The sequence below is a fragment of the Ramlibacter sp. genome (assembly GCF_035548915.1).
Lineage (GTDB): Bacteria > Pseudomonadota > Gammaproteobacteria > Burkholderiales > Burkholderiaceae_C > Ramlibacter.
Map to the genome: position 1 here is coordinate 59,188 of NZ_DASZSE010000007.1, position 22,262 is coordinate 81,449.

A 22,262-nucleotide genomic window follows, 5' to 3' on the forward strand; every position below is an offset into this window, starting at 1 on the left:
GAGTCGGTGGGGCACCTCCGGACGCAAGCGCCGGGAAGCCTGGCTGCTGCCAACGTCTTCATGCCGGCTCCCTCAAGGCTGATAGCCGGACTTGCGCACCACCGGCGCCCACTGCGCGCGGTAGGCCTTGAGCATCGCCTGCGTCTGCGCCTGGGTCGAGACCACCGGCGTCATCTTCAGTTCGGCGAACCTGCGTTGCGTATCCGGGTCCTGCATCACCTCGCGTATCGCCGTTGCGAAGCGCGCCACGCGCTGCGCGGGCATGGTCGACGGCGCGAAGAACGCGTTCCAGCCGGTCGCGACGAGATCGATGCCCGACTCGCGGAACGTCGGCACGTCGGGCGCGAGCGGATCGCGCTTCGCGCTCGAGACGGCGAGCACGCGGATCTTGCCCGCCTCGTGCTGGGGCAGCTGCGTCTCGAAGGTGTCGATCGCAACGGGCACCTGTCCGCCCAGCAAGTCGGTGAGAAGCGGGCCCGAGCCGCGGTAACCCACGACCTGGGCCTTCACCCCCGCCTTGTCTCCGAGCATGAGCGCGAAGAAGTGCGGCAGGCTGCCCGTGGCCGGCACGCCGAAATTCGCCTTTTCCGGATTCGCGCGCAGCCACGCGATCAGGTGGGACAGCTCGCGCACGGGGACGGCGGCGCCCACCGCGACGCCGAACTCGTAGTCGTTCACATGGCTTACCGCGACGAAGTCCCGCTCGGGGTCGTAGCCGTTGTCCTTGAAGACGAGCGGGGCCACGACCATCACGGCGGGATTGCCGACCATCAGCACGTCCTGCCCGGCGGGCGTGGCCTTCACCTGCTGCGCGGCGAGGCGCCCGCCCGCGCCCGCCTTGTTGTCCACCACGACCGTCACGCCCAGCCGGGTGGCGAGCTTGTCGCCGACGATGCGGGCGACGCGGTCGGTGGAGCCGCCGGGCGCGTAGCCGACGACGATGCGCAGCGGCCCCGATGCGCCTTGCGCGTGAAGGTGCGGCGCGCAGACCGCGGATGCCGCGGCCACGAGTGCGGTTCTTCGTCTCATGTCTTGTCTCCTTGTCTCCATGCGCGCAGGGGAGGCAGCGCACCGCACCACTGTATTGCGGCGACAATTGATTGTTCAAATCAATCATCGATGACGCAATCCCGCTCCGCGGCCCGGCTCGCTCGCCCCGCTTCGCTGGACGATCTGCTGCTCTACCGTCTGGGACGGATCTTCTCCGTGGCCGGCAGCATGGTGATCCGGCTGTGCGAGGGCCGCTTCGGCATCACGCGCCGCGAATGGCGGCTGATCGCTCTCCTCGCGCGCGAGGACGGCCTGCTGTCGTCCCAGCTCGCCGAACGCGCGGGACTCGACCGGGCGCGAACGTCTCGCGCGATCACCTCGCTCGTCGGCAAGAAACTGGCGCTGCGCGTGGTGGGCCAAGACGATCGAAGGCAGGCGCGGCTTGCGCTCACGCCCGCGGGCCGCAAGGTGTTTTCCGAGCTCTTTCCGCTCGTGCGCGACATCAATCGGGGTTTGATCGCCGAGCTTGCGCCGCGCGAGGTCGCCGGGCTCGACGCGGCGCTCGCCTCCATGCAGACGCGTGCCGACTTCCTGGCCGCGCACGCCGATCTGCCCAAGGCGAATCGGCGGCGCGGGGGCAGGACACGGGCGCAGACCGGATGAGCGGCGGCGAACCGGCATCTGCCCGCCTGGCGCAGGCGTGGCTCGAGCGCCGCGGCTGGAATGCTTTCGCATTCCAGCGCGAGGTGTGGCAGGCCGTGGCCGAAGGCCGCAGCGGCATGCTGCATGCCACCACCGGCTCGGGAAAGACATATGCGGTGTGGCTGGGCATCCTGCAGTCGCTGCTTGCGCGCCATCCGCATGGGCGGGAGGCCGAGCCGCTGCGCGCGATCTGGCTCACGCCGATGCGCGCCCTTGCGGCGGATACGACGAAGGCCATCAGCGAGCCCCTGCGCGATCTCGCGCCGAACTGGACCATCGGGCTGCGCACGGGCGACACGACGAGCGCCGAGCGCGCACGGCAGGACCGCCGCTTTCCCACGGTGCTCGTGACCACGCCGGAGTCGCTGAGCCTCATGCTCACGCGCGAACATGCGCGGACCGAGCTCGCCTCGGTGGAATACGTCGTCGTGGACGAATGGCACGAGCTGATCGGCAGCAAGCGCGGCGTGCAGGCGCAGCTGGCCATCGCGCGGCTCGCGAAACTGAATCCTGCTCTCGTGGTGTGGGGATTGAGCGCGACGCTCGGCAACCTGGACGAAGCGATGCGAATCCTGTGCGCACCGGTCATCCCCGCCCCCTCCGTCATCCCCGCCCCCTCCGTCATCCCCGCGCAGGCGGGGATCCAGGGCCTCCCTCCCGCCCTGATCCAGGGCCGCATCGACAAGGCGCTCGTCATCGACACGCTGATCCCGCCCGACCCCGGCAAGTATTCCTGGGCAGGCCACCTCGGAGCCCGCATGCAGCTTCCCGTGGTCGAGGAGATCGACCGCTCCGGCACGACCCTCGTCTTCACCAACGTCCGCTCGCAGGCCGAGATCTGGTATCAGCTCCTGCTGGAAGCGCGCCCCGAATGGGCGGGCCAGATCGCGCTGCATCACGGCTCGCTCGACAAGGCAACGCGCGAATGGGTGGAGCAGGGACTGAAGGAAGGCACGCTGCGCGCGGTCGTCGCAACGTCCTCGCTCGATCTGGGCGTCGACTTCCTGCCCGTGGAGCGGGTCCTGCAGATCGGCTCGGCCAAAGGCGTGGCGCGCATGATGCAGCGCGCCGGCCGCAGCGGCCACGCGCCGGGCCGCGCGAGCCGCCTCACGATCGTGCCGACGAACACGCTCGAGATCCTCGACGGCGCCGCCGCGCGCTACGCCGTGCGCACGGGCCACGTGGAAAAGCGCGAAGCGCCGCGCAAGCCCTTCGACGTGCTCGTGCAGCACATCGTGACCATCGCGCTCGGCGGCGGCTTCCGGGCGGACGAGCTCTACGAGGAGGTGCACGCCTCGTGGTCCTATCGCGAACTCACGCGGGCCGAGTTCGACTGGGTCGTGCTCTTTTGCGAGCGCGGCGGCGAAAGCCTCACCGCGTATCCCGAATACCACCGCATCGTGCTCGGCGACGACGGCATCTACCGCGTGCGCGACCGCGGCGTGGCGAAGCGCCACCGGCTGGGCGTGGGCACCATCGTGAGCGACGCGGCGGTGCAGGTGAAGTTCCTGAGCGGCGCCACGCTCGGCACGATGGAAGAAGGCTTCATCGCGCGGCTGAAGGCGGGCGATCATTTCTTCTTCGCGGGAAGGCTGCTGGAATTCGTGCGCCTGCGCGAAATGGTGGCGTACGTGCGCAAGGCGACGCGCAACAAGGGCACCGTGCCCACGTGGCAGGGCAGCAAGATGGCGTTCACGACCGAGATGAGCGATGCCCTGCTCGAGATGATGCAGCGCGCGTCGCAGGGCGACTTCTTCGAGCCGGAGCTCGCGGCCGCGCGGCCGATGCTCGACACGCAGGCGCGCCTCTCGCGCATTCCCACACCCTCCACCTTGCTCGTGGAAGCGTTCCAGTCGCGGGAGGGTCAGCATCTGTACGTCTACCCCTTCGCGGGGCGCAACGTGCATCTCGGGCTCGCATCGCTTCTCGCGTGGCGGCTCGCGCGCGCGCAGCCCAACACCTTCAGCCTGTCGATCAACGACTACGGCTTCGAGCTCGTGAGCGCCGCGCCGTTCGAAGTCGAATCGGTCCTCGATCTGTCGCTCTTCACGACGCACGAGCTGTTGCACGACGTGCTCGCGTCGCTCAATTCGGGCGAACTCTCGCAGCGGCGCTTCCGCGAAATTGCGCGCGTCGCCGGCCTGATCCAGACCGGCTATCCGGGCCAGCCGAAGAGCGCGCGGCAACTGCAGGCCTCCAGCGCGCTCTTCTACGAAGTCTTTCGCAAGTACGACAGCAAGAACCTGCTGCTCACCCAGGCCGAGCAGGAAGTGCTCGCGCAGGAACTGGAAATCTCGCGTCTCGCCGCGACGCTGCGCGCCATGGCGAAGAAGACGGTCGTGTTCCAGCCGCTCGCGCACCCGAGCCCGATGAGCCTGCCGCTCATGGTCGAGCGCTTCCGCGAGAAGCTCACCACCGAACAGCTGAGCGAGCGGCTCGACCGTATCCTGCGCGACATGGAACGCGACAACCCCTGACGCCCGGGCTCCTACAGCCTGATCGGACGCGCGCGCACCGCCGGGCGCCGCGTCGCGTCCTAGAGTGGCGAGGACAAGGCTGAACGGGAGTGCGCATGAAGCAGAAGATGTATCGCCAGGCGGCCGTTCTCGCGTCCGTGGCCGCTCTCGCGGCGCTGGGTGCCTGCGGCGAACGCACGCAGGTGCAAAGGCCCAAGGCCGATCAGGCGTCGGCGTCGTCGGCCATGCCGACGGCGAACCTCGCGCAGCTGCATGGAAGCGACCCCACGCATGTGATGGGCGCATCGCGCGGCAAACGCGATCGCATGGACGACAGCGAGATCGTGCAGACGCTCAGGACGCAGTTCAATGCCGACCAGGACATCAGCGCGATGATCGTGGACATCGATGCCAAGGACGGCATGGTGACCTTGAGCGGCATGGTGCCCAACAGCGACGCGCGCGTGCGCGCCGACGAGATGGCGCGGTCGCTGCGGGACGTGACGTCGGTCAACAACGAGCTGGAGGTGAAGGCGGGGTAGAGACCTTTTCTACCCGGCCCCGCAGGCTGCGATGGTGTCGTGCACATAACGCAGCTTCGCCAGCGCGCCGGCCGAGAGCGCGAACGGATACGCATCGTCCTGCCCCAGGCTGCGGTTGAGGCTGTTCACGAGCAGCGTGACGGGAATCCACTGCTCCACGAGCGAGTCGAAGTCGGGCGTGCCCGTCTCGAACGGGTTCACGACTTCCTCCACTTCCTCCTCGTTGCCGGGCACGGCGAGCCACGTGTTGTACGACGCCGCGCTTTCGAGCAGGTCGACCATGTGCAGGTAGTGCGCCCAAGTCTCGGCCCAGTCCTCCCACGGATGCGCGGTGGCATAGGCGCTCACGAACCGAGCCTGCCAATCGGGGGGGCCGCCCCCGCTCGCGTAGTGCCTCTTCAGCGCCTCGCCATAGTCTTCGCGCTCGTCGCCGAACAGTTCGCGAAAGGAGTCGATGCGCCCGCCCGCTTCGATGAGGCGGTCCCAGTAGAAGTGACCCGACTCGTGGCGCAGGTGGCCGAGAAGCGTTCGGTACGGCTCGCGCAGCTCGATGCGCCGCCGCACGCGTTCGGCGTCGTCGGCCTCGGCGACGTTGAGCGTGATCACGCCGTTGGCGTGGCCGGTGAGGACGGGCCGCCCCGGCTGGTCGGCGAGAAACTCGAACACGGGGCCGTCGCGTTCGCCGTCGGCAGGCGTCGGGGACGCGAGGCCCAGCTTCGCGAGCGTGTAGAAGAGGCGGCGCTTCGCGACTTCGATGCGGTACCACTTCGCCTGGTTGTCCGCGACCGAAAGGTCGGGCAGCACGCGCGTCTGGCGGCACGACACGCACAGCGGGTTCGGGTCGTTCGCGGGCACCGCGAAGTTGCAGGCCTGGTACAGGTCGTGGTTCAGGCACAGGCGGTAGCGCGCCTCGGACGGGCGGCGCCCGCGCAGGCGCGGGCGCACGAGCTCCCGGTCGCCCTGCCGCTCTCCGGCCGGCTCGATGGCCGACATCGCCATGCGGTCGGGCAGAAAGGCGAGTGCGCTGCCGCACTTCAGGCACCCGACGTTCTCGAAGAAGATCGGGTGCCCGCAGTACTGGCAGTGGAAGGTCTTCAATTCCGCCGGTCAGCGACGGATGATGAGGTTGTTGTGCACCATGCGCACGCCCTTGGTCTCGCGGGCGATGGACTCGGCGCGCTGCTTCTCGAGGGGCGACTTCGCGAAGCCCGAGAGCGACACTTCGCCGTTGAGCGTCTGCACGTTGATGACCGCGGCATCGACCGACTTGTCCTCGATCATCTTGGCCTTGATCGCCGCGGTGATCGTCTTGTCGTCGACGTACGAGCCGACCGTCTCCTGGCCGCGCATCACGGTGCAGCCCGCGGTGAAGAGCGACACGCCGGTGAGGATGGCGAGCGCGAGGATGCTGGGTTGTACTTTCATGGGCTTCTCCTTTTGGGGTTGAGTGAAAAGAAAACTGCGGGGACTACTCGGGGCCGGCGTGGTCGCGCTCGAAGTCCGCCGCCGACAGCGCGGACATCACGATGCCCGGCAGATGGGTGGACTTCAGCAGCGCGAACGCCACGGTGGTGAGCGAGACGAGGCGCCACGGGCGCGCGAACATGAGCGCGGCGCCCGCGAGCGCGCACAAGCCCACGAGCTGCGCGGGCTTGCGCCGGCCGTAGGCGGCCAGCAGCGGCGTGGCCACTTCCACGGCCATGTGGGCCGGATGATGGCGCCACCAAACGCTCGCCGCGTGCCTCGCGCGGGCGATCCACCCGGCGCCGCGCGCGGGCGCGCGCGCACGCGAATCGAAATGCTCGCCCGCGAATTCCGCTCGCGGCGGCGTCTCGCGCGGATCGTGCCGGCGCTCGCGCCGCGCCATCTGCTCCATGAGCACGCGGCGGCTTTGCGCGAGGCGCTGGCTCGCTTCGAGCATCGACGTATTCATGAGCGCGTGCCGATCGAGCGCAGTGCCTGCGCGTCGGCTTCGAGCTGGGCCTTCAGCTCGCTGAAGGCCTTCTCGGGAAGGGGCTTGCGTGCCACCCAGGCGGCCGCGGCCGCGATCGCGAGCGCCACGCCGGGCACGACGACGAGGGCGGGATGGAAGTCGCCCTGCATCGCGCCGAGCATCACCGCCACGCCGGCGAGCACGAGGAACACCGTGCACGCGAGGATCGCGAGCGCCCAGGCGATCGCGCGTTTCGCGACCTCGCTGCCCACGCTCGAGGCTTCCTCGCGCGCGAGCGAGGCGTAGCCCGCGAAGTGTTCGACGAGCAGCTCGGGCCGGCTCACGAGCACCGAGAAGATCGGGTGGACCATCGCCATGGCAGGCCGCGTGCTCAGTAGTCGCCGCGCGAACGGAAGGCGCGCGAGTCGCTGTGGCGCAGCGCGATGATGAGGCCCGCCACCACGGCGCCGATCGCCGCGGCGATGAGCGCCGACTTGAGCGGCTGCTCGGTCACGTAGCGGCCGGTGGCGTCGGCGTACTGCCCGAGACGGCGCTGCGCGAGCTGCGCGCTCTCGCTCATGGTGTTCATGCCTCGGCCGGCGAGGTCCTTCATGCCGCTCGAGAGCTCGCGCATCTTGTCGCCGGCGCGGTCGATGGCCTGGCTCGCGAGGCGGCGCGAGCTGTCGAGTGCCGCATCGGCGGAGAGGTTCGGGGTCGTCATGTCTTCAATCCTCGGGTTGATGGAGGGGCGCGGCTAGCGCCGCATGAGGCTCGCCAGGAACGCGACGGCCGCAAGGACGACGAAGATGAAGAACAGCAGCTTGGCGATTTCGACCGCGCCGGCGGCGATGCCGCCGAAACCGAAGAAGGCGGCGATCAGCGCGATGACGAGGAACACGACGGCGTAGTGCAGCATCTCCAGCTCTCCCTGCGGGGTCATCCCGGCAACTTGGGCGCGGTGGTCACCGCGCCTCGCGCAAGAGTAGGCGTGCCTCGGCCGTGAGCCGCTCGGCTCGGGGCGTGTGTGCTTGTCGGTGCCCGCTGGGCTTGCCTGTAGGAGGCCGACTACGGGCGGATCAGGTGGCACCGAGCGCCGTCGCGGCCGCGCGTTCTGCCGCGCGCGTGTTCTTGGGCAGCACCGCCGTCACGCGCGTGCCGGCACCCGGGCGCGAGGTCACGGTGAGCCGGCCGCCCGCGGCCTCGACCCGGTGCCGCATGCCCGCCAGGCCGTGCGTGGATGGCCGCACGCGGGTCGTGTCGAAGCCGTGGCCGTCGTCGCGGATTTCCACTTCGACGTGGTTGCTGTAGTCGCGCACGCTGATGTCCACCTGCTTCGCCTGCGCGTACTTGCCGACGTTGGTGACCGACTCCTGCACGACCCGGTAGACCGTGAGCTGGGACGACTCGTCGAGGTCGACGGTCTCCAGGCTCGTGGCGACTTCGATGCCGGAGCGCTCCGAGAATTCGCGCGCGAGGATGTCGAGCGACGCGGTGAGGCCGAGGTTGGTGAGCGACGAAGGCCTCAGGTCCTCGATGATCCGGCGCTTGAGCGCGATGCCGCTATTGAGCGTCTGCGTGAGGTGCTGCAGCCGCTCCTCGAGTTCGGGCGCGATGGCGTTGCCCCCCAGGCGCGACCGCAGCCGCGCGACGTCCAGCTTGGCAGCCGTGAGAAGCGCGCCCAGCTCGTCGTGCAGTTCGCGCGCGAGGTGCCCGCGTTCGTCCTCGCGCACCTGCTGCAGGTGCGTCGCGAGTTCGGCGAGCGTCGCCGTGCGCTCGCGCACCTGGCTCTCGAGCAGGTCGCGTTCTTGCTGCAGCACGTGCTGCTGCTGCTCGCCCGCGAGCTTGAGCGCCGTGGTCTGGCGCAGGTACAGATAGAAGGCGAGCAGGCCGGCCATCGTCACGGCCGCGATCCCGATGCGCGAGAGCAGCAGCGACCGTTCCACTTCGCCTTGCGCGACGTCCATCTTGCGCGTGGCCGAGCCGACGAGCTTGCCCACTTCCTCGCGGATCGCATCCATGTGCTCCTTGCCCACGTCGGTCATGAGCACGAACTTCCAGGCGTCCTCGTTGCCTTGCTTTCTCATGCGCACCGAAAGCTCCATCTCGGCGAGCTTGCGGTGCACGTTGCGCGTGAGCTGGGCAAGCGTGTTGAATTCCTCTGCCGTGGGCAGGTACAGGTTGCGCAGGCCGTCGGTGTCGGCGGTGATCTGCGCCGCGGCCACGTTGTACGGCTCGAGGTAGCGCGGGTCGCCGGTGAGCAGGTAGCCGCGCGAGCCGGTTTCGGCGTCGAGCATGTGCACGAGAAGGGTGTTCAGGGCGCTGCGGGTGCGCGTGTGCTCGGCGATTTCCCCGAGCGCCTCGCGCGAGCGGTTGTAGCCCGTCTCGTTGATGCCGATGAGCACGCAGGCGGCCAGCGCCGCCAGCAGCAGGCCGATCGCCATGCGCGGAAGGTGCAATGCCGGCAGGAATTTCATGGTCACGAATGGCATGGCGCCGCCACGGCTGAACTAGAATGGTCGCGCCAAGGCAGGGGGCGATCATGATCAGAGTCGGCATTGTCGATGACCACGCGATTGTCCGCTCGGGATTGAAGCAGTTCTTCGCCGAGCAGGTCGATCTGCGCGTGGTGGGCGAAGCCGCGAGCGGCCGCGAAGCGATCGATCTCGCGCGCACGACCGAAATGGACGTGCTCGTGATGGACCTCTCGATGCCGGGCCAAAGCGGCATCGATGCCCTCGGCATGATCCGCGCCAAGGCGCCGGACGTCGGCATCCTCATCCTCTCGGGCTATCCCGAGGAACACTACGCGATGAACCTGATCCGGCAGGGCGCGAGCGGCTACCTCAACAAGGAGTGCGAGCCCGCCGAGATCGTGAACGCGATTCGCACCATCGCGCTCGGGCGGCGGTACATCTCGCCCACCGTGGCCGAACTGCTCGCGCAGCAGCTCAACCGCAAGGAAGGCGGCGCCCCGCACGAGCAGCTCTCCGAGCGCGAGTTCCAGGTGTTCCTGAAGCTCGCCAAGGGTGAGACGGCCGGGGACATCGCCAAAGCGCTCTCGCTTTCCGTGAAGACGGTGAGCACGTACCGCACCCGCCTCATGGAGAAGATGAATCTCTCCTCCAACAGCGACCTCACGTACTACGCGCTCAAGAACAGGCTGATCGACTGAGGACATGCTTTCAGGGCGCAGGCGCGGTGCCTTGCGACAGTTGCAGGCAGTAGTCCACGAGCGCGTCGATTTCATTGGACTTGTCGAAGACGGCGTCGGCCCCGAGTTGCGCGCAGCGCTTTCTCATGTCGGGCGTCGCGTAGTTGCTGAGCACGACCACGCGCTGAGCGGTGGCGCGGCCGCGGCACGCTTCCAGCACGCCCAGGCCGCTGCCTTGCTTCAGGAACAGGTCGACGATCGCGAGGTCCCACTGCCCGTCGTGTCCGGCAAGCCAGGCCTTCGCGTCGTTCTCCGCATCGGCCCAGCCCATCGATCGGATCGACGCCAGTTCCTCCAGCGTGCCGATCAGGTTCTCGCGGATCGTGACGTTGTCTTCGACGATGTAGGTTCTGAGTTCCACGGCCCTCTCGCTCGGGCATTGTGCCAGCGGCCCCTCTCCGGTTGCGTAGGACGCTTCCTACCTCGTGCGATTGGGCACTACACTCGGGCGGGACCGAAGACGGGTCCAACCACGAGAGGGAGACATTCTGCCTTGATCATCGAGCATCTGTGCCCCGCCGGCGAATGGCGGCAACTCCGCGGGCCCGCATACGGATTGCAGCAGTCCGCCTTGATCGGCGAGCTCGCGGTGGCCCCGGTCGCGCCCGCCGAAGGCGAATCGGTCGTCCAGTCCGTGCTGCGGCAGGCCCGTCTCGTCGTGAGCGAGACGCCGCCGCGCGCGGGCGACGAACTCCTGACGGGCGAGCGGCTCGCGCATCTCTTCGCATGGCTGGCCGGCGCCATCCAGCGCGAATGGCGCATCCCCGTCAGCGAACGGTTCCACATCGAGCGGGTCGAGGTGCCCGAGGGGCGGCAACAATTCCTCGTCGCGCTGCCCTCGCCGGTCGCGCGCGCGGGAGAAGTGGCCCGGCGCTGGGCGCAGGGATTCGTGAACCACGCCATGGCCGGCCCGCTCACGCCCGATCACCTGAAGCGCGTGCGCGAATGGGCCGAGAGGGCGTTCAAGCCGCATGCCGATCCGCGCCTCAACCGCTTTCTCATCATGAGCGCCGCGATGCGGCTCGAGATTCCCGTGCAGCCGCTCGTGAGCAGCGTGCTTTTGCTGGGCACCGGGCGCCACAGCCGCTGGATGCACAGCACGATCACCGATCGCACGCCGAGCATCGCGGTGACCTTCGCCAAGCTGAAGCAGGACACCGCGCGCCTGCTGCGCATGGCGGGCCTGCCCGGCGGCGAGCACGCGATGGTGCCCTCGCGTGCGGCGGCGATCGAAGCCGCGGCGCGGCTCGGCTATCCGGTGGTCGTGAAGCCCGCGGACCGCGACCAGGGCGCGGGCGTCGCGGCCGACCTGCGCGACGAAGCGGCCGTGGGTGAGGCCTACGACGAAGCGATGAAGCACTCGGAACGCATCCTCGTGGAAAAGTGGGTGCCCGGGCGGACGCACCGGCTCACTGTGTTCCAGGGCAAGGTGCTGCGCGTCACGCAGCGCATCGCGGGCGGCGTGATCGGCGACGGCGTGCGCGACGTGTCGGCGCTCGTGAAGGCGCAGCAGACGGGCGAGTTCCAGCAGCGCATCGCGCGGCATCGGGGCGGGCCGCTCCTCACGCTGGACGACGAGGCGCTGGGCATGCTGCGGCAGGACGGGCGCGACGCCGGCTACGTGCCGGCCGCCGGCGAGGAAGTGCGCCTGCGCCGGCGCGACAACGTGAGCGCGGGCGGCACGAACGTCGAACTCGATCCGGCGGATGCGAACGCCGTGCATCCGGACAACATCGAGCTCGCGATCGAGGCCGCGCGCGTGCTGCGGCTCGATTTCGCGGGCGTGGACCTGATCACCACGGACATCTCGCGGTCCTGGCTCGAAGTGGGCGGGCTCGTGTGCGAGGTGAACGCGCAGCCGCAAGTCGGCGCGCCGCGCTTCTACGACAGCCTCTTGCCGCAGCTGATGGGGCCCGAGACGCGCATTCCCGTGACGCTCGTCGTCTGTGCCGCGGCGGGGCGCCCCGAGTGCCGCAAGAAGCTCGTCGCCGAGGCGCGGTTCGACGCGGTGTCGGACGCGGGTGGCATCTTCGCCAGCGGTCGACGCGTGACCGGCCGCTTTTCGGATGGCTTCGCGGCGGCTCGCGCGTTGCTGATGCGTTCGGACACCGCGAGCGGCGCGTGCGTGATGACGCCCGAAGAGATCTTCCGGTTCGGGCTGCCGGTGGACCGGTTCGATCGCGTCATATGGGCCGATGCGTCGAGCTTCGATCCGGCCGAGCGGGAGCGGCTCGCCGCCGTGGCCGCGATGCTGCGCTCGCCGGGGGGCATGGACGTCGCGTCCGCGCATGCCGCATGACGCTGCCGGTCGAAGAATTGGACACGCTCGCCCAACGGCAGTACGCGAGCGCCGCGCGGCAGTGCGGCACGTGCCGCGTCTATCACGCGCTCTGGCCGATCGTGCGTGTCGCGCGGCAGGTGGGCGGCGTGGAGGCGGACGAGCCGTTCCTCGGTCCGCTGCTCGCGCAGCTGATCGGCTCCACGCCGAGGCACATCGTGCTCGCGGGCTCGGCCGACAGCGGCGTGCTCGCGCTCGTGCACCGCGCGTCGCTCGCGGGCGGGGCGGCGCACCGCTTCACGGTGGTCGACCGCTGCACGACACCCTTCGATGCTTGCCGCTTCCATGCCGAGCGGCACGGCATCCGGCTCGACACGCTGCAGGCGGACCTGCGGCAGTTTCCGCGCGAACTGCAGGCCGACATCATCGTGGGCCATTCGGTGCTGCCTTTCCTGCCGATCGAGGACCGGCGCCGTGCGCTCGCGAGCCTGCGCGAGGGTCTTGCGCGCGGTGGGCGCGTGGTGCTCAGTGCGCGCGTGGCCCCGGCCGACCGCGACCGCGAGGAGCACACCCGGCATCCGGGGCAATGGGCCGCGGCGCTCTTCGAGAGCGTGCAGGCCAGGATGCGCGAGCGGGGCGTGCCGCTGCCGTGCAGCGACGAGGAACTCGACGCCATGATCCGCCTGTGGGTCGCGAGCGACAAGTTCCAGGTCGTGCCGCACGAGGAGGAAGACGTGCTGAAAGAAGACCTGCGGGCCGTGGGCTTCGAAGTCGAACGGGTCCTTCCGGTCGGGGATGCGTCGGAATTCATGAAGGACGGCCGCATCAGCGTGACGGCGAAGAAGGGCATCGTCGTGGTGACGGGGCCGAAGCCGTGAGGCGGCGTTTCCTGCACTGGCTCGGCGCCGGCCTGCTCGCGCCATTCGCGCTCCACGCGCAGCCACTTGCGGCGTGGCCGCCACGCGAGCTGCAGCTTCTGGTCCCGTTCGAGCCCGGCGGCAACATGGCGATGCTCGCGAATCTGCTGGCCGACATGATGACGCCTGCGCTGCCGCAACGCGCCATCGTCGTGTACAGAAGCGGCGCCGACGGCAACATCGGCACGTCGTACGCTGCGCGTGCCGAACCGGACGGCCGCACCGTGCTGCTCACGGGAAGCTCGTTCCTGATGAATCCGCTGCTGAACCCGGATGCCGCCTACGACCCGATGCGCGATTTCGATCCGGTCGCGCGTCTCGCGGTCGCGCCCAACGTGCTGATCGCGAACGCGGCGCTGCGCGGCAAGACGCTCGAGCAGCTGCTCGCGAAGCCCGCGGGCAGCCTCGCCTTTGCGACCGCGGGCCACGGCAACAGCTCGCACATCGCGGCGGAACTCTTCATGGCGAAGACCGGCGCGCGCTGGCTGCACGTTCCCTACCGCGGCACCGGGCCGGCCGTGCGCGCGGTGGAAGGCGGGGAGGTGCAGCTCATGTTCGTGCCGGCGGGCGTGGTGCCGGGCGCGGTCGCGACCGGAAAGGTATTCGCGCTCGGCGTGGCCGCGCCCTCGCGTGTCGCGGCGTTGCCCGACGTGCCGACGTTCGCCGAGCTGGGTGTGCGCGGCGCGGACAACGCGCAGTGGTATGGCGTGTTCGTGCCGGCCGGGACGCCGCCCGCGGTGAGCCGGCAGCTTTCCGAGCTTGTCGTGCGCACCGTGCAGGACCCCGCGATGCGCAAACGCCTCGAAGCCACGGGCATGGACCCGGCCGCCCTCGCGCAGCGCGAATTCGCCGACTTCCTCGCCGCCGAGCGGGAGCGCATGGCGGCGCTCGTGAAGACGCGCGGCATCAGGAAGGAATAGGGGCAGACTCCTCTTCCGGCGCCTAATGCGTCGACAGCACGCTCACGTAGTCGTGCGCCGCGGTGTGGATGCTCGACACGCGGTACTCCACCGGCTTGTCGTTGAACGTGAGCGCGATGCGGTGCACCTCGAGGATCGGCGCGCCCGCATCCAGCCGCAGGATGCGCGCCGGTCCCACCGAAGCGCTCACGGCCCGAGCGCGCTCCTGCACGCGCAGCACGGTGATGCCGAATTCGGTCTGGTAGAAGCTGTAGACCGTGCTCGGTCGTTCGCGAAAGCGCTTCTCGGCGATCCCCTTGAAGCTTGCCGCCGGGATCACGATGCGATCGTGCACCACCGGCTGGCCGCCGAGGGAAAGCCGGTTGTCGATGCGCCAGACGGGTTCGCCCGCATGCACGAGGAGCGCCGCGGCTTCGGTCTCGTCGGCCCGGCCGCGAGCGAAGCCGATGCATTCCACCACCGGAAATTCGCGCTCGCGCCGCGGCACGTGCGGTGCGTCCAGGCGCGGCTCGACATGGAAGAACTGGAAGAGAAAGCGCTCGTGACCATGCAGCGCCACGAAAGTCCCGCGGCCCTGGCGCCGCACGAGGATGTTCTCGTGCACGAGTTCGTCCACCGCCCGGCGGAGCGTGCCGACGCTCACGCCGAGCGCACGCGAGATCACCGACTCGCTCGGCAGCGTGTCGCCCGGCGCGTAGCGGCCGCGTTCGATGAGCCCCTGCAGTTCCCGCTTGACCTGCCGGTAGAGAGGCCCCGAGCCGCTGGCGGCAAGCCGCGCGCCGGCAAACAGCGAATCCGCTTCCATGGCGCGAAGTGTAGGGTGCGCCGCCCCCTGTCATCTAGATGACCTGTTTGACAGCACCCGCGTCCTCACGCGAGACTTCCCGCACAACCACGCACCGCCGAATCGAGGAGCCGGGAGAGATGATCCACTTCGTACTGCACGACGCGCACGATACGGTGGCCGTCGTCGTCGTGGAAGGCGTGAAGGCCGGCGACGAACTGACCGGCTGGATCATGGACGACGACCGAACGATGACCCTGCAGGCGCGCGAGCCCATCCCCATCGGCCACAAGATCGCGCTGCGCGACATGGCGCCGGGCGACTCGGCCGTGAAGTACGGGGTGGCGATCGGCCGCGTGGTGCGGCCCATCGCCACCGGGGAGCACGCGCACGTGCACAACATCAAGACCCGGCGCTGGTAGCGCCGGCAAGGAAGGAAGCATGAGCTTGCCGATCGACCGGGAGACCACCTTCCTCGGCTACCGCCGCGAGAACGGCCGCGTGGGCGTGCGCAACCACGTGATCGTGCTGCCGCTCGACGACCTCTCCAACGCTGCGGCCGAAGCGGTAGCGAACAACATCAAGGGCGCGCTCGCGATTCCGCACCCCTACGGGCGGCTGCAGTTCGGCGCGGACCTGGAACTGCACTTCCGCACGCTCATCGGCACGGGCTGCAATCCCAACGTCGCGGCGGTGGTGGTGATCGGCATCGAGGACGGCTGGACGAAGAAGGTGGTGGACGGCATCGCCGCCACGGGCAAGCCCGTCGCGGGCTTCGGCATCGAGGGGCACGGCGACCACGAAACCATCCTGCGCGCGAGCCGCACCGCGCGCGAATACGTGCAGTGGGCGAGCGAGAAGCAGCGCGAGCCATGCCCTGTCGCCGAACTCTGGGTCTCCACCAAGTGCGGCGAGTCGGACACGACTTCCGGCTGCGGCGCGAACCCGGCGGTCGGCAACGCCTTCGACAAGCTGCATGCGCTTGGCAACTACCTCTGCTTCGGCGAGACGACGGAGCTCACGGGCGGCGAGCAGATCGTCGCGGCGCGCTGCGCGAACGACGCCGTGCGCGAGCGGTTCATGTTCATGTTCGACCGCTACCAGCGCGTGGTGGAACGGCACAAGACGTCGGACCTCTCCGAGTCGCAGCCGACCAAGGGCAACATCGCGGGCGGCTTGACCACGATCGAGGAGAAGGCGCTTGGCAACATCCAGAAGATCGGCAAGCGCTGCACGGTGGACGGCGTGATCGACAAGGCCGAGACGCCTTCGCACCCGGGCCTGTGGTTCATGGATTCGTCGAGCGCGGCGGCCGAGATGGTGACGCTCTGCGCGGCTGCGGGGTACGCGGTGCACTTCTTCCCGACGGGGCAGGGCAACGTGATCGGCAACCCGATCCTGCCCGTGATCAAGATCTGCGCGAATCCGAGGACGGTGCGCCTCATGAGCGAGCACGTCGACGTGGACGTGAGCGGACTCCTGCAGCGCGAGATCAACCTGGACCAGGCGGGCGATCGGCTCCTCGAATCGATGCTGCGCACGGCCAACGGCCGGCTCACGGCGGCCGAAGCGCTCGGGCATCGCGAGTTCGTGCTCACGCGGTTGTACGAGTCGGCGTGAAGATCGCGTTCGACGAAGCCGTGCGCCGCGTGGCGCTGGCGCTCACGGCAGCCGGCGCGAGCGAGGCGCAGGCCGCGAGCACGGCCGCGGCACTCGTGCGCGCGCAAGCGCAGGGGCTCGGGTCCCACGGCCTGTCCCGCGTGGCGCAGTACGCAAGCCACCTGCGGCATGGGCGTGTCGATGGACGCGCTGTGCCGCGCATCGCGCGCGAACACGGCGCGGCGCTGCTGGTCGATGCTTGCGACGGATTCTGCTTTCCCGCATGCGAGCTCGCGGTGGAGCGCGCCATGCAGCTCGCGAGGAATTTCGGCGTCTCCTTCGTCGGCGTCACGAACAGTCATCACGCGGGCGTGCTCGTGGATCATCTGCGGCCCGCGGCGCGGGAGGGGCTCATCGGGCTCGGCTTCGCGAATTCCCCCGCCGCGATGCCGGCCGCGGGCGGCCGGCACGCGATCTTCGGAACGAACCCGGTCGCGGCGATCTTTCCGCGCAGGGACGCGGAGCCGATCATGATCGATCTCGCGCTGTCGCAGACGGCGCGCGGCAAGATCGCGGCGGCGGCGAAGAAGGGCGAGCCGATTCCGCCGGGCTGGGCGCTGGACGCGGCAGGCAACCCCACGACGGATGCGAAGGCGGCGATGCAAGGTTCGATGCTGCCGCTGGGCGGCGCGAAGGGAGCGATGCTCGCGCTGGTCGTGGAGGTGCTCGTCACCGCGCTCACGGGCGCGCGCATCGGCTCGGAGGCGGATTCGTTCTTCGAGGAAGCGGGAAACCGTCCTCGCATCGGCCAGGCATTCCTGCTGATCGATCCGCGGGCACTCGCCGGGCGTGAAGTCTATGACGAGCGCATCGAAGCGCTGATTGCCGAGATGCTTGCCGATGACGGCGTGCGGCTCGCGGGCGCAAGACGCATGGCACTCGAGCGCGAGGCCCTGCGCTACGGAGTGGAGTGGGGCCTCCAGGGCGCCTGACCTGGGGAGACTTTGGTCTGAGCCGTGGAACTTCCGGTCGAGTGCCGCTACTCAGGGTCTTCGCACCTTCCACATATCCCCGCTGCCATGCTGTCATGCCACCTCGCCGTTTCCGACCCTTCGCCCGCCTGGGAGCCGGAATGTTCCGGCACCCGCGAGGGCAGGCTTTCGAACGCAGCGGTGGAGACACCCCTGTCCCCGCGTGCGCCGGAGGTCCAATGGCACGTTCCGAGATGGCTGGTGCCGTTGATGGCGATGAACTGCGCGCTGGCCGCCGAGTCTTCCTGCGGCTACGTCGTGTTCGAGCGAGAGGGAGAAAGCACGCGAGGCTATGGCGATGTCATCGCGAACCAGCTGCGCTCCGCCGACGTGACGTGCGACATCGAAACCCTCGTGGTGCCCGGGAACGGGTACATGTTCCCTCGCAACCTTGGCCTGTGGAACGGCTCCGCGGTGCTGCTGGGCAACAGGGCGAAGCTCGAGGCGCTTCACAGGGACGGCAAGGGGAACTCCACGGCCGTGCTGGAGCAGTACTACAGAAGCCATGGCGTCGCGACCGCCATGCTGCCCTACACAATCAACGCGGCCAACATAGCGTACGACGACGGGGTCCTCGTTCTTGCGACGGCCGACAGGCATGGGTTCGCTTGCGAATCGGCCGCGCAGCCGGCCGTGGGTTGCGACAATCAGCTCAGGCATCTGGCCAGAAGATTCGGCGACAGGAGCGTCACCTTGCACATCGAGCCGGCTGGAGCGGGTTGCTATGACCTGGATATCTACTATCAGCCGGTCACCGATGCCAAGGGCAAGCGCTATGCGCTCGTGTACCCGGACTGCATCAAGGAGTATCCCGCTTCGCCGGGTGCCATTGGCCGGCAGGCATTTCTCCTGGCATTGAAGGAGGCCGGCATCGAGCCCATCGAGATCGGCGACCACGACGTGCAGGATCTCGCCGCGAACTTCATCAGTCCCGAGCGGGGCAAGCTTGCATTCACGATGCCGATCAACGAATTGAAGGGGCGGCTGGAAGCGCTCGGCTTCACCGTCATCCAGCCGCGGCGGCCCAACAGTGTGACGAGGGAGTTGGCGCCCCAGTATGTCGGACTGCACTGCCTGACGCTGGAGATGAATCCATCGGCATCGCACAAGTGCACCGACAAAGGCTAGCGACACCGGTTCGAACCTTTCGCATGCGGCTCACGGGATGGTCTTGCGGGATGTCGCGCACACGGCGCATGACCCATCCCGACTCACCCGGACTTCCGTCCATTCCATGCCGCGCCCATCGAGCATCTGCAGCCGCCCCGCGAGCGACAGTCCGGCCCCGGACAGCAGCTTCAGTGCCTCTGCCGCCTGCATCGCCCCGATGATTCCCACGAGCGGCGCGAACACGCCCATCACCGCGCAGCGCGTCTCCTCGAAAGCCTCGTCCGGCGGAAAGACGCAGGCGTAGCAGGGCGACTTCTCGTCGCGCAGGTCGAAGACCGAGAGCTGCCCGTCGAAGCGGATCGCCGCGCCCGAGACGAGCGGCTTGCGATGCTTCACGCACGCGGCGTTGACGGCGTGGCGCGTGGCGAAGTTGTCGCTGCAGTCGATCATGACGTCGGCGTCGCGCGCGAGGTCGTCCAGCAGGGCGTCGTCGGCGCGCCTGGCGAGCGTGCGCACCCTCACTTCCGGATTGATCGCGAGGATGGCCGTGCGCGCGGACTCCGCCTTCGGTTCGCCCACGCGTTCGAGGTTGTGCGCGATCTGCCGCTGCAGGTTCGTGAGGTCGACCTTGTCGTGATCCACGAGCGTGATGCGGCCGACGCCCGCCGTGCCGAGATAGAGTGCCACGGGTGAGCCGAGTCCGCCCGCACCGATTACGACGGCGTGCGAGGCGAGCAGGCGTTCCTGACCCTCGACGCCGATTTCATCCAGAAGGATGTGGCGGGAGTAGCGCAGGAGCTGCTCGTCGGTCATGGGGGAATTGTCGGCCAGAAAGGAAAGAGCCCGCTGGCGCGGGCTTCCCTGGATCCCCGCTTGCGCGGGGATGACGAGGAGAGGCGGGGATGACGAGGAGAGGCGGGGACGGCGCGCAAAAAGGCGGGGATGAGCTGCGATGCGGCGCGTGGCGCCGCGACGCAGGTCAGTTGTCCTTCTTCTCGTTCTTGCTCTCGACGACCTGCGTCTTGCTCACGAGTACCGGCCGGCCCTTCAGCTGGTTCAGCGCCTGCACGAGCTGGAAGTCCTTGTCGGAGCCGAATTCGGGCAGCTTGCGGTCGGCCGGGCTCTTCTTGGCTTCCTCTTCGGCGGCCTTGCGGGCATCCTCGCGGGCCTTCTCGCGCGCGGCATCCTTCTGCGGATCGTTCTGGCCGCTCGTCAGGTGATGCTCCAGATCGGCTTCACGCGTACGCAGTGCCGCAAAGAGATTGCCCTCGGCGGTTTCGTCCACCATCACGTCCGGAACGATCCCCTTGGCCTGGATCGAACGGCCGCTCGGCGTGTAGTACCGCGCCGTGGTGAGCTTCAGCCCCGTGTCGGAGCCGAGCGGACGCACCGTCTGCACCGAACCCTTGCCGAACGTCTGGCTGCCCAGGAGCGTCGCGCGGTGGTGGTCCTGCAAGGCGCCGGCCACGATTTCGCTCGCGGAGGCCGAGCCTTCGTTCACGAGCACGACCATCGGCAGCGACTTGAGCGCGGCGGGCAGCTTGCGCAGCGGATCGGCCCCGGCGCGGCGCTGGTAGAACTCGGGCGCCGCCTTGTAGACGAACTTGCTTTCCGGCAGTTGCCCATTGGTCGACACCACCGTCACGTTCTCCGGCAGGAACGCCGCGGAAATCGCGACCGCGGAGTCGAGCAGGCCGCCCGGGTCGTTGCGCAGGTCGAGCACGATGCCGCGCATGTTGGGTTCCTGCTTGAACAGTTCCTGCACCTTGTTCGCGAAGTCCTCGACGGTGCGTTCCTGGAATTGCGACAGGCGAATCCACGCGTAGCCGGGCTCGATCACCTTGCCCTTCACGGACTGGGTCTTGATTTCCTCGCGGGTGATCGTGACCGGGAAGGAGCGGTTCTCGTCCTTGCGGTAGATGGTGAGGCTCACCTTCGTGTTCGGCTCGCCGCGCATGCGCTTCACGGCTTCGGAGAGCGACAGGCCCTTCACGGCGGTGTCGTCGATCTTCGTGATCAGGTCGCCGGACTTCAGGCCGGCGCGGAAGGCGGGCGAGCCCTCGATCGGGGAGACGATCTTCACGAGGCCGTCTTCCTGCGAGATTTCGATGCCGACGCCGACGAAGCGGCCGGTCGTGCCTTCCCGGAATTCCTTGAACGACTTCTTGTCGAAGTACTGGGAGTGCGGATCGAGGCTGGAGACCATGCCCGCGATCGCGTCCTGGATGAGCTTGTGCTCGTCCACGGGCTCGACGTAATCGGTCTTGATCATGCTGAAGACCGCGGCGAGCTGCTGCAGCTCCTCGAGCGGCAGCGGCGCCATCTGGCCGCGCGCGACGGTCTGCAGCGAAACCGTCGTGAGCGCACCGGCCAATGCGCCTACGGAAATCCAGCCGGCAATCTTGAGTTTATGGCTCATAGACAACGTCCAAGTCCTCTCGACATTCAATATACACCCCAGAAACTTCTATGACGCGCCAGTTGCATCCGGGTTCCTTCGCGCGGCCTCGAGCCGCGTGAAAAAAGCTCGGATTTCCCTAGTCGCCAAGGAAAGCCTTGCGGGTAGGCGCGCGCCGCTTCCTCGTGTCGGGGGAAGACCATTGTCCGCCGGATCGGCGGACGGCGGAAGGACGAGCCGGGACCGTTTACCGGAAATTTGCGGCCGGCGGTCGGCGCCGTCGCTCCTTCGGGGGTCCCGCGAGACGAACGGATGCGAGCCGGGTCCGGCGGGAACCGCGGGCGCCTACGGGGTTACCCAATTCCCACCAGCGTCATCGTGCACTGGCTCCCTGGAGATAAAGGCACCGGAGCGCCGGGCGGAAGGAGGCTGGGGAGATCGACCCACCCTTCTCACCAGGATCACACGCCATGTATTCCACACGCCCGAGGGCCGCGCGCGGCTCCGACCTTCCCCTACCACCCGGTCAGCTGCCGGGGCAAAATGCGCCGCAAGGCCTGCAAATGGCGGGTCCTCCGGGAGGCCCCGCGATTGACAGTGTGATGGAGGCAACCCCGCCACCCGGCGCAGCAGCTGCCGCCGTGGAGCCCCAGATCAACCAGGTGGATGCCCAAATGAACGAGTGGTTCAGGGACGCCCCTCTCAACGACAAGGCCGAGATCAGCAAGCTGCGGACTGCAATCACCCAGAGCTTGCTGGACCGTCAAGTGAGCGTGACGTTCACCCTGTCTCCTCAGCTCCTGAGGCAGTGGGATGCCATGAAGGCGGAGGGCAGGTTCGCCGGTGTCGTGCTTGTGCCGGCGGATGCGCAACCCGCGGCGCCCTATCGGCCGCCCGAGTCCGTGGTGCGCATACCTGATGATCCGATGCCGCAGCAAATGCAAGTGCCGAGGGCGCGCCCCGTGCAAGTCCCGCAAAACGAGCCGGTAACCCTGCAGGCCGTCGCTGCGACCGCCGTGAAGCTCGCCGCGATCAGGTTCGTGGACCCCGATCAGTACGCCGTCGCGCTAAGCAGTGCCTGCGAAGTCGTCAAGTTCCAAATCGGAAAGCTTCCGGATGACGATCGCATGATGGCCTTCAGCCAGCTGGTCAACGGCCTGCTGGCGGCCCTCCGCGCTGCCAGGAAGGCACATCCGGAGGCGGGGCCTGCATTGAACGCAATGGCAAGAGACATCGTCAAACCGGGAGAGCCCGACGGTTTGTACGCGGCCATTGCCCAGCATCCGGTCGGCGTTTACATGAAGCTCCTGCGTAACGAGCTCCTGTACGCCCTGGACACAGATCAGATCGACAAGCTCATCGGCTCCAAATAAGGGGCAAGCGCCCACGGC

The 22,262-nt window shown here is 68.4% G+C and carries 24 protein-coding genes; 12 read left to right on the forward strand and 12 right to left on the reverse strand.

Going from position 1 to position 22,262, the window contains the following annotated elements:
* Positions 1-72: 72 nt before the first annotated feature.
* On the reverse strand, positions 73-1,029 hold the full coding sequence (locus VHA82_RS01520; RefSeq protein WP_325539539.1) for a Bug family tripartite tricarboxylate transporter substrate binding protein: 957 nt from the start codon (positions 1,027-1,029) through the stop codon (positions 73-75).
* 90 nt (positions 1,030-1,119) lie between these two features.
* On the opposite strand from VHA82_RS01520, the gene VHA82_RS01525 reads away from it, so the two are divergent.
* The 3 genes from VHA82_RS01525 (at position 1,120) to VHA82_RS01535 (ending at position 4,690) form a co-directional block, all read left to right on the forward strand.
* On the forward strand, positions 1,120-1,653 hold the full coding sequence (locus VHA82_RS01525) for a MarR family winged helix-turn-helix transcriptional regulator (protein WP_325539540.1): 534 nt from the start codon (positions 1,120-1,122) through the stop codon (positions 1,651-1,653).
* The gene (locus tag VHA82_RS01530; protein ID WP_325539542.1) at positions 1,650-4,169 is read left to right on the forward strand and encodes a ligase-associated DNA damage response DEXH box helicase; all 2,520 of its coding nucleotides are present in this window, start codon (positions 1,650-1,652) and stop codon (positions 4,167-4,169) included. The genes VHA82_RS01525 and VHA82_RS01530 overlap by 4 nt, the downstream gene beginning before the upstream one ends.
* 95 nt (positions 4,170-4,264) lie before the next feature.
* A complete protein-coding gene (locus tag VHA82_RS01535) occupies positions 4,265-4,690 on the forward strand; it encodes a BON domain-containing protein (protein ID WP_325539544.1) in 426 nt (141 codons plus the stop codon).
* Positions 4,691-4,699: 9 nt separating this feature from the next.
* Here the strand turns inward: VHA82_RS01535 and VHA82_RS01540 are convergent, their stop codons facing one another.
* The 7 genes from VHA82_RS01540 to VHA82_RS01570 form a co-directional block, all read right to left on the reverse strand.
* Positions 4,700-5,788, reverse strand: coding sequence for a putative zinc-binding peptidase (locus VHA82_RS01540; RefSeq protein WP_325539546.1), 1,089 nt, complete (start codon positions 5,786-5,788; stop codon positions 4,700-4,702).
* Between the two features lie 9 nt (positions 5,789-5,797).
* Positions 5,798-6,115: a BON domain-containing protein gene (locus VHA82_RS01545; protein WP_325539548.1), complete on the reverse strand. Its 318-nt coding sequence runs from the start codon at positions 6,113-6,115 to the stop codon at positions 5,798-5,800.
* 43 nt (positions 6,116-6,158) lie between these two features.
* Positions 6,159-6,623, reverse strand: coding sequence for a hypothetical protein (locus VHA82_RS01550; RefSeq protein ID WP_325539550.1), 465 nt, complete (start codon positions 6,621-6,623; stop codon positions 6,159-6,161).
* Positions 6,620-7,000, reverse strand: coding sequence for a hypothetical protein (locus VHA82_RS01555; RefSeq protein WP_325539552.1), 381 nt, complete (start codon positions 6,998-7,000; stop codon positions 6,620-6,622). Before VHA82_RS01555 ends, VHA82_RS01550 begins: the two co-directional genes overlap by 4 nt.
* 14 nt (positions 7,001-7,014) lie before the next feature.
* The gene (locus VHA82_RS01560) at positions 7,015-7,344 is read right to left on the reverse strand and encodes a hypothetical protein (protein WP_325539554.1); all 330 of its coding nucleotides are present in this window, start codon (positions 7,342-7,344) and stop codon (positions 7,015-7,017) included.
* 33 nt (positions 7,345-7,377) lie between these two features.
* On the reverse strand, positions 7,378-7,539 hold the full coding sequence (locus VHA82_RS01565; protein WP_325539677.1) for a DUF1328 domain-containing protein: 162 nt from the start codon (positions 7,537-7,539) through the stop codon (positions 7,378-7,380).
* 160 nt (positions 7,540-7,699) lie between these two features.
* On the reverse strand, positions 7,700-9,112 hold the full coding sequence (locus tag VHA82_RS01570; protein ID WP_325539556.1) for a CHASE3 domain-containing protein: 1,413 nt from the start codon (positions 9,110-9,112) through the stop codon (positions 7,700-7,702).
* A gap of 50 nt (positions 9,113-9,162) precedes the next feature.
* Between VHA82_RS01570 and VHA82_RS01575 the strand changes: the two genes are divergently transcribed.
* Positions 9,163-9,795 carry a response regulator transcription factor gene (locus tag VHA82_RS01575; RefSeq protein WP_325539558.1) on the forward strand — a complete coding sequence of 211 codons (633 nt, stop codon included), beginning with the start codon at positions 9,163-9,165 and terminating at the stop codon, positions 9,793-9,795.
* Between the two features lie 10 nt (positions 9,796-9,805).
* On the opposite strand, the gene VHA82_RS01580 is transcribed toward VHA82_RS01575, so the two are convergent.
* The gene (locus tag VHA82_RS01580; RefSeq protein WP_325539560.1) at positions 9,806-10,195 is read right to left on the reverse strand and encodes a response regulator; all 390 of its coding nucleotides are present in this window, start codon (positions 10,193-10,195) and stop codon (positions 9,806-9,808) included.
* Between the two features lie 132 nt (positions 10,196-10,327).
* Between VHA82_RS01580 and VHA82_RS01585 the strand changes: the two genes are divergently transcribed.
* Genes VHA82_RS01585 through VHA82_RS01595 form a run of 3 tightly spaced genes read left to right on the forward strand, consistent with a single transcriptional unit; the run spans position 10,328 to position 13,949 of the window.
* Positions 10,328-12,133: a hypothetical protein gene (locus tag VHA82_RS01585; RefSeq protein ID WP_325539562.1), complete on the forward strand. Its 1,806-nt coding sequence runs from the start codon at positions 10,328-10,330 to the stop codon at positions 12,131-12,133.
* Entirely contained in the window at positions 12,130-12,990 is an 861-nt protein-coding gene (locus VHA82_RS01590) for a class I SAM-dependent methyltransferase (protein WP_325539564.1), read from the forward strand. The genes VHA82_RS01585 and VHA82_RS01590 overlap by 4 nt, the downstream gene beginning before the upstream one ends.
* Positions 12,987-13,949 (forward strand): Bug family tripartite tricarboxylate transporter substrate binding protein, encoded by a 963-nt coding sequence (locus tag VHA82_RS01595; RefSeq protein ID WP_325539566.1) that lies wholly within the window; start codon positions 12,987-12,989, stop codon positions 13,947-13,949. The genes VHA82_RS01590 and VHA82_RS01595 overlap by 4 nt, the downstream gene beginning before the upstream one ends.
* 22 nt (positions 13,950-13,971) lie before the next feature.
* Here the strand turns inward: VHA82_RS01595 and VHA82_RS01600 are convergent, their stop codons facing one another.
* Complete coding sequence (locus VHA82_RS01600; RefSeq protein ID WP_325539568.1) at positions 13,972-14,754, reverse strand: GntR family transcriptional regulator; 783 nt, start codon at positions 14,752-14,754, stop codon at positions 13,972-13,974.
* Between the two features lie 119 nt (positions 14,755-14,873).
* Here VHA82_RS01600 and VHA82_RS01605 point away from each other — a divergent pair, with 119 nt between their 5' ends.
* Genes VHA82_RS01605 through VHA82_RS01620 form a run of 4 tightly spaced genes read left to right on the forward strand, consistent with a single transcriptional unit; the run spans position 14,874 to position 18,491 of the window.
* Positions 14,874-15,155, forward strand: coding sequence for a UxaA family hydrolase (locus VHA82_RS01605; protein WP_325539570.1), 282 nt, complete (start codon positions 14,874-14,876; stop codon positions 15,153-15,155).
* A gap of 19 nt (positions 15,156-15,174) precedes the next feature.
* A complete protein-coding gene (locus tag VHA82_RS01610) occupies positions 15,175-16,353 on the forward strand; it encodes a UxaA family hydrolase (RefSeq protein WP_325539572.1) in 1,179 nt (392 codons plus the stop codon).
* Positions 16,350-17,324: an Ldh family oxidoreductase gene (locus tag VHA82_RS01615; RefSeq protein ID WP_325539574.1), complete on the forward strand. Its 975-nt coding sequence runs from the start codon at positions 16,350-16,352 to the stop codon at positions 17,322-17,324. Before VHA82_RS01610 ends, VHA82_RS01615 begins: the two co-directional genes overlap by 4 nt.
* A gap of 24 nt (positions 17,325-17,348) precedes the next feature.
* Positions 17,349-18,491 carry a hypothetical protein gene (locus VHA82_RS01620; protein WP_325539576.1) on the forward strand — a complete coding sequence of 381 codons (1,143 nt, stop codon included), beginning with the start codon at positions 17,349-17,351 and terminating at the stop codon, positions 18,489-18,491.
* Positions 18,492-18,521: 30 nt separating this feature from the next.
* Here the strand turns inward: VHA82_RS01620 and VHA82_RS01625 are convergent, their stop codons facing one another.
* The gene (locus tag VHA82_RS01625) at positions 18,522-19,286 is read right to left on the reverse strand and encodes a HesA/MoeB/ThiF family protein (protein ID WP_325539578.1); all 765 of its coding nucleotides are present in this window, start codon (positions 19,284-19,286) and stop codon (positions 18,522-18,524) included.
* A gap of 166 nt (positions 19,287-19,452) precedes the next feature.
* Positions 19,453-20,892, reverse strand: coding sequence for a S41 family peptidase (locus VHA82_RS01630; RefSeq protein ID WP_325539580.1), 1,440 nt, complete (start codon positions 20,890-20,892; stop codon positions 19,453-19,455).
* Positions 20,893-21,341: 449 nt separating this feature from the next.
* Here VHA82_RS01630 and VHA82_RS01635 point away from each other — a divergent pair, with 449 nt between their 5' ends.
* Positions 21,342-22,244: a hypothetical protein gene (locus VHA82_RS01635; RefSeq protein WP_325539582.1), complete on the forward strand. Its 903-nt coding sequence runs from the start codon at positions 21,342-21,344 to the stop codon at positions 22,242-22,244.
* Positions 22,245-22,262: the final 18 nt, after the last annotated feature.

Excerpts from the sequence above, each read along its gene's own strand:
- VHA82_RS01610 (WP_325539572.1), top strand. The coding sequence starts at position 15,175 with ATGAGCTTGCCGATCGACCGGGAGACCACCTTCCTCGGCTACCGCCGC.
- VHA82_RS01520 (WP_325539539.1), bottom strand. The coding sequence starts at position 1,029 with ATGAGACGAAGAACCGCACTCGTGGCCGCGGCATCCGCGGTCTGCGCG.
- VHA82_RS01605 (WP_325539570.1), top strand. The coding sequence starts at position 14,874 with ATGATCCACTTCGTACTGCACGACGCGCACGATACGGTGGCCGTCGTC.
- VHA82_RS01545 (WP_325539548.1), bottom strand. The coding sequence starts at position 6,115 with ATGAAAGTACAACCCAGCATCCTCGCGCTCGCCATCCTCACCGGCGTG.
- VHA82_RS01590 (WP_325539564.1), top strand. The coding sequence starts at position 12,130 with ATGACGCTGCCGGTCGAAGAATTGGACACGCTCGCCCAACGGCAGTAC.
- VHA82_RS01625 (WP_325539578.1), bottom strand. The coding sequence starts at position 19,286 with ATGACCGACGAGCAGCTCCTGCGCTACTCCCGCCACATCCTTCTGGAT.
- VHA82_RS01635 (WP_325539582.1), top strand. The coding sequence starts at position 21,342 with ATGTATTCCACACGCCCGAGGGCCGCGCGCGGCTCCGACCTTCCCCTA.
- VHA82_RS01530 (WP_325539542.1), top strand. The coding sequence starts at position 1,650 with ATGAGCGGCGGCGAACCGGCATCTGCCCGCCTGGCGCAGGCGTGGCTC.
- VHA82_RS01525 (WP_325539540.1), top strand. The coding sequence starts at position 1,120 with ATGACGCAATCCCGCTCCGCGGCCCGGCTCGCTCGCCCCGCTTCGCTG.
- VHA82_RS01560 (WP_325539554.1), bottom strand. The coding sequence starts at position 7,344 with ATGACGACCCCGAACCTCTCCGCCGATGCGGCACTCGACAGCTCGCGC.
- VHA82_RS01535 (WP_325539544.1), top strand. The coding sequence starts at position 4,265 with ATGAAGCAGAAGATGTATCGCCAGGCGGCCGTTCTCGCGTCCGTGGCC.
- VHA82_RS01570 (WP_325539556.1), bottom strand. The coding sequence starts at position 9,112 with ATGCCATTCGTGACCATGAAATTCCTGCCGGCATTGCACCTTCCGCGC.
- VHA82_RS01630 (WP_325539580.1), bottom strand. The coding sequence starts at position 20,892 with ATGAGCCATAAACTCAAGATTGCCGGCTGGATTTCCGTAGGCGCATTG.
- VHA82_RS01550 (WP_325539550.1), bottom strand. The coding sequence starts at position 6,623 with ATGAATACGTCGATGCTCGAAGCGAGCCAGCGCCTCGCGCAAAGCCGC.
- VHA82_RS01565 (WP_325539677.1), bottom strand. The coding sequence starts at position 7,539 with ATGCTGCACTACGCCGTCGTGTTCCTCGTCATCGCGCTGATCGCCGCC.
- VHA82_RS01555 (WP_325539552.1), bottom strand. The coding sequence starts at position 7,000 with ATGGCGATGGTCCACCCGATCTTCTCGGTGCTCGTGAGCCGGCCCGAG.
- VHA82_RS01600 (WP_325539568.1), bottom strand. The coding sequence starts at position 14,754 with ATGGAAGCGGATTCGCTGTTTGCCGGCGCGCGGCTTGCCGCCAGCGGC.
- VHA82_RS01575 (WP_325539558.1), top strand. The coding sequence starts at position 9,163 with ATGATCAGAGTCGGCATTGTCGATGACCACGCGATTGTCCGCTCGGGA.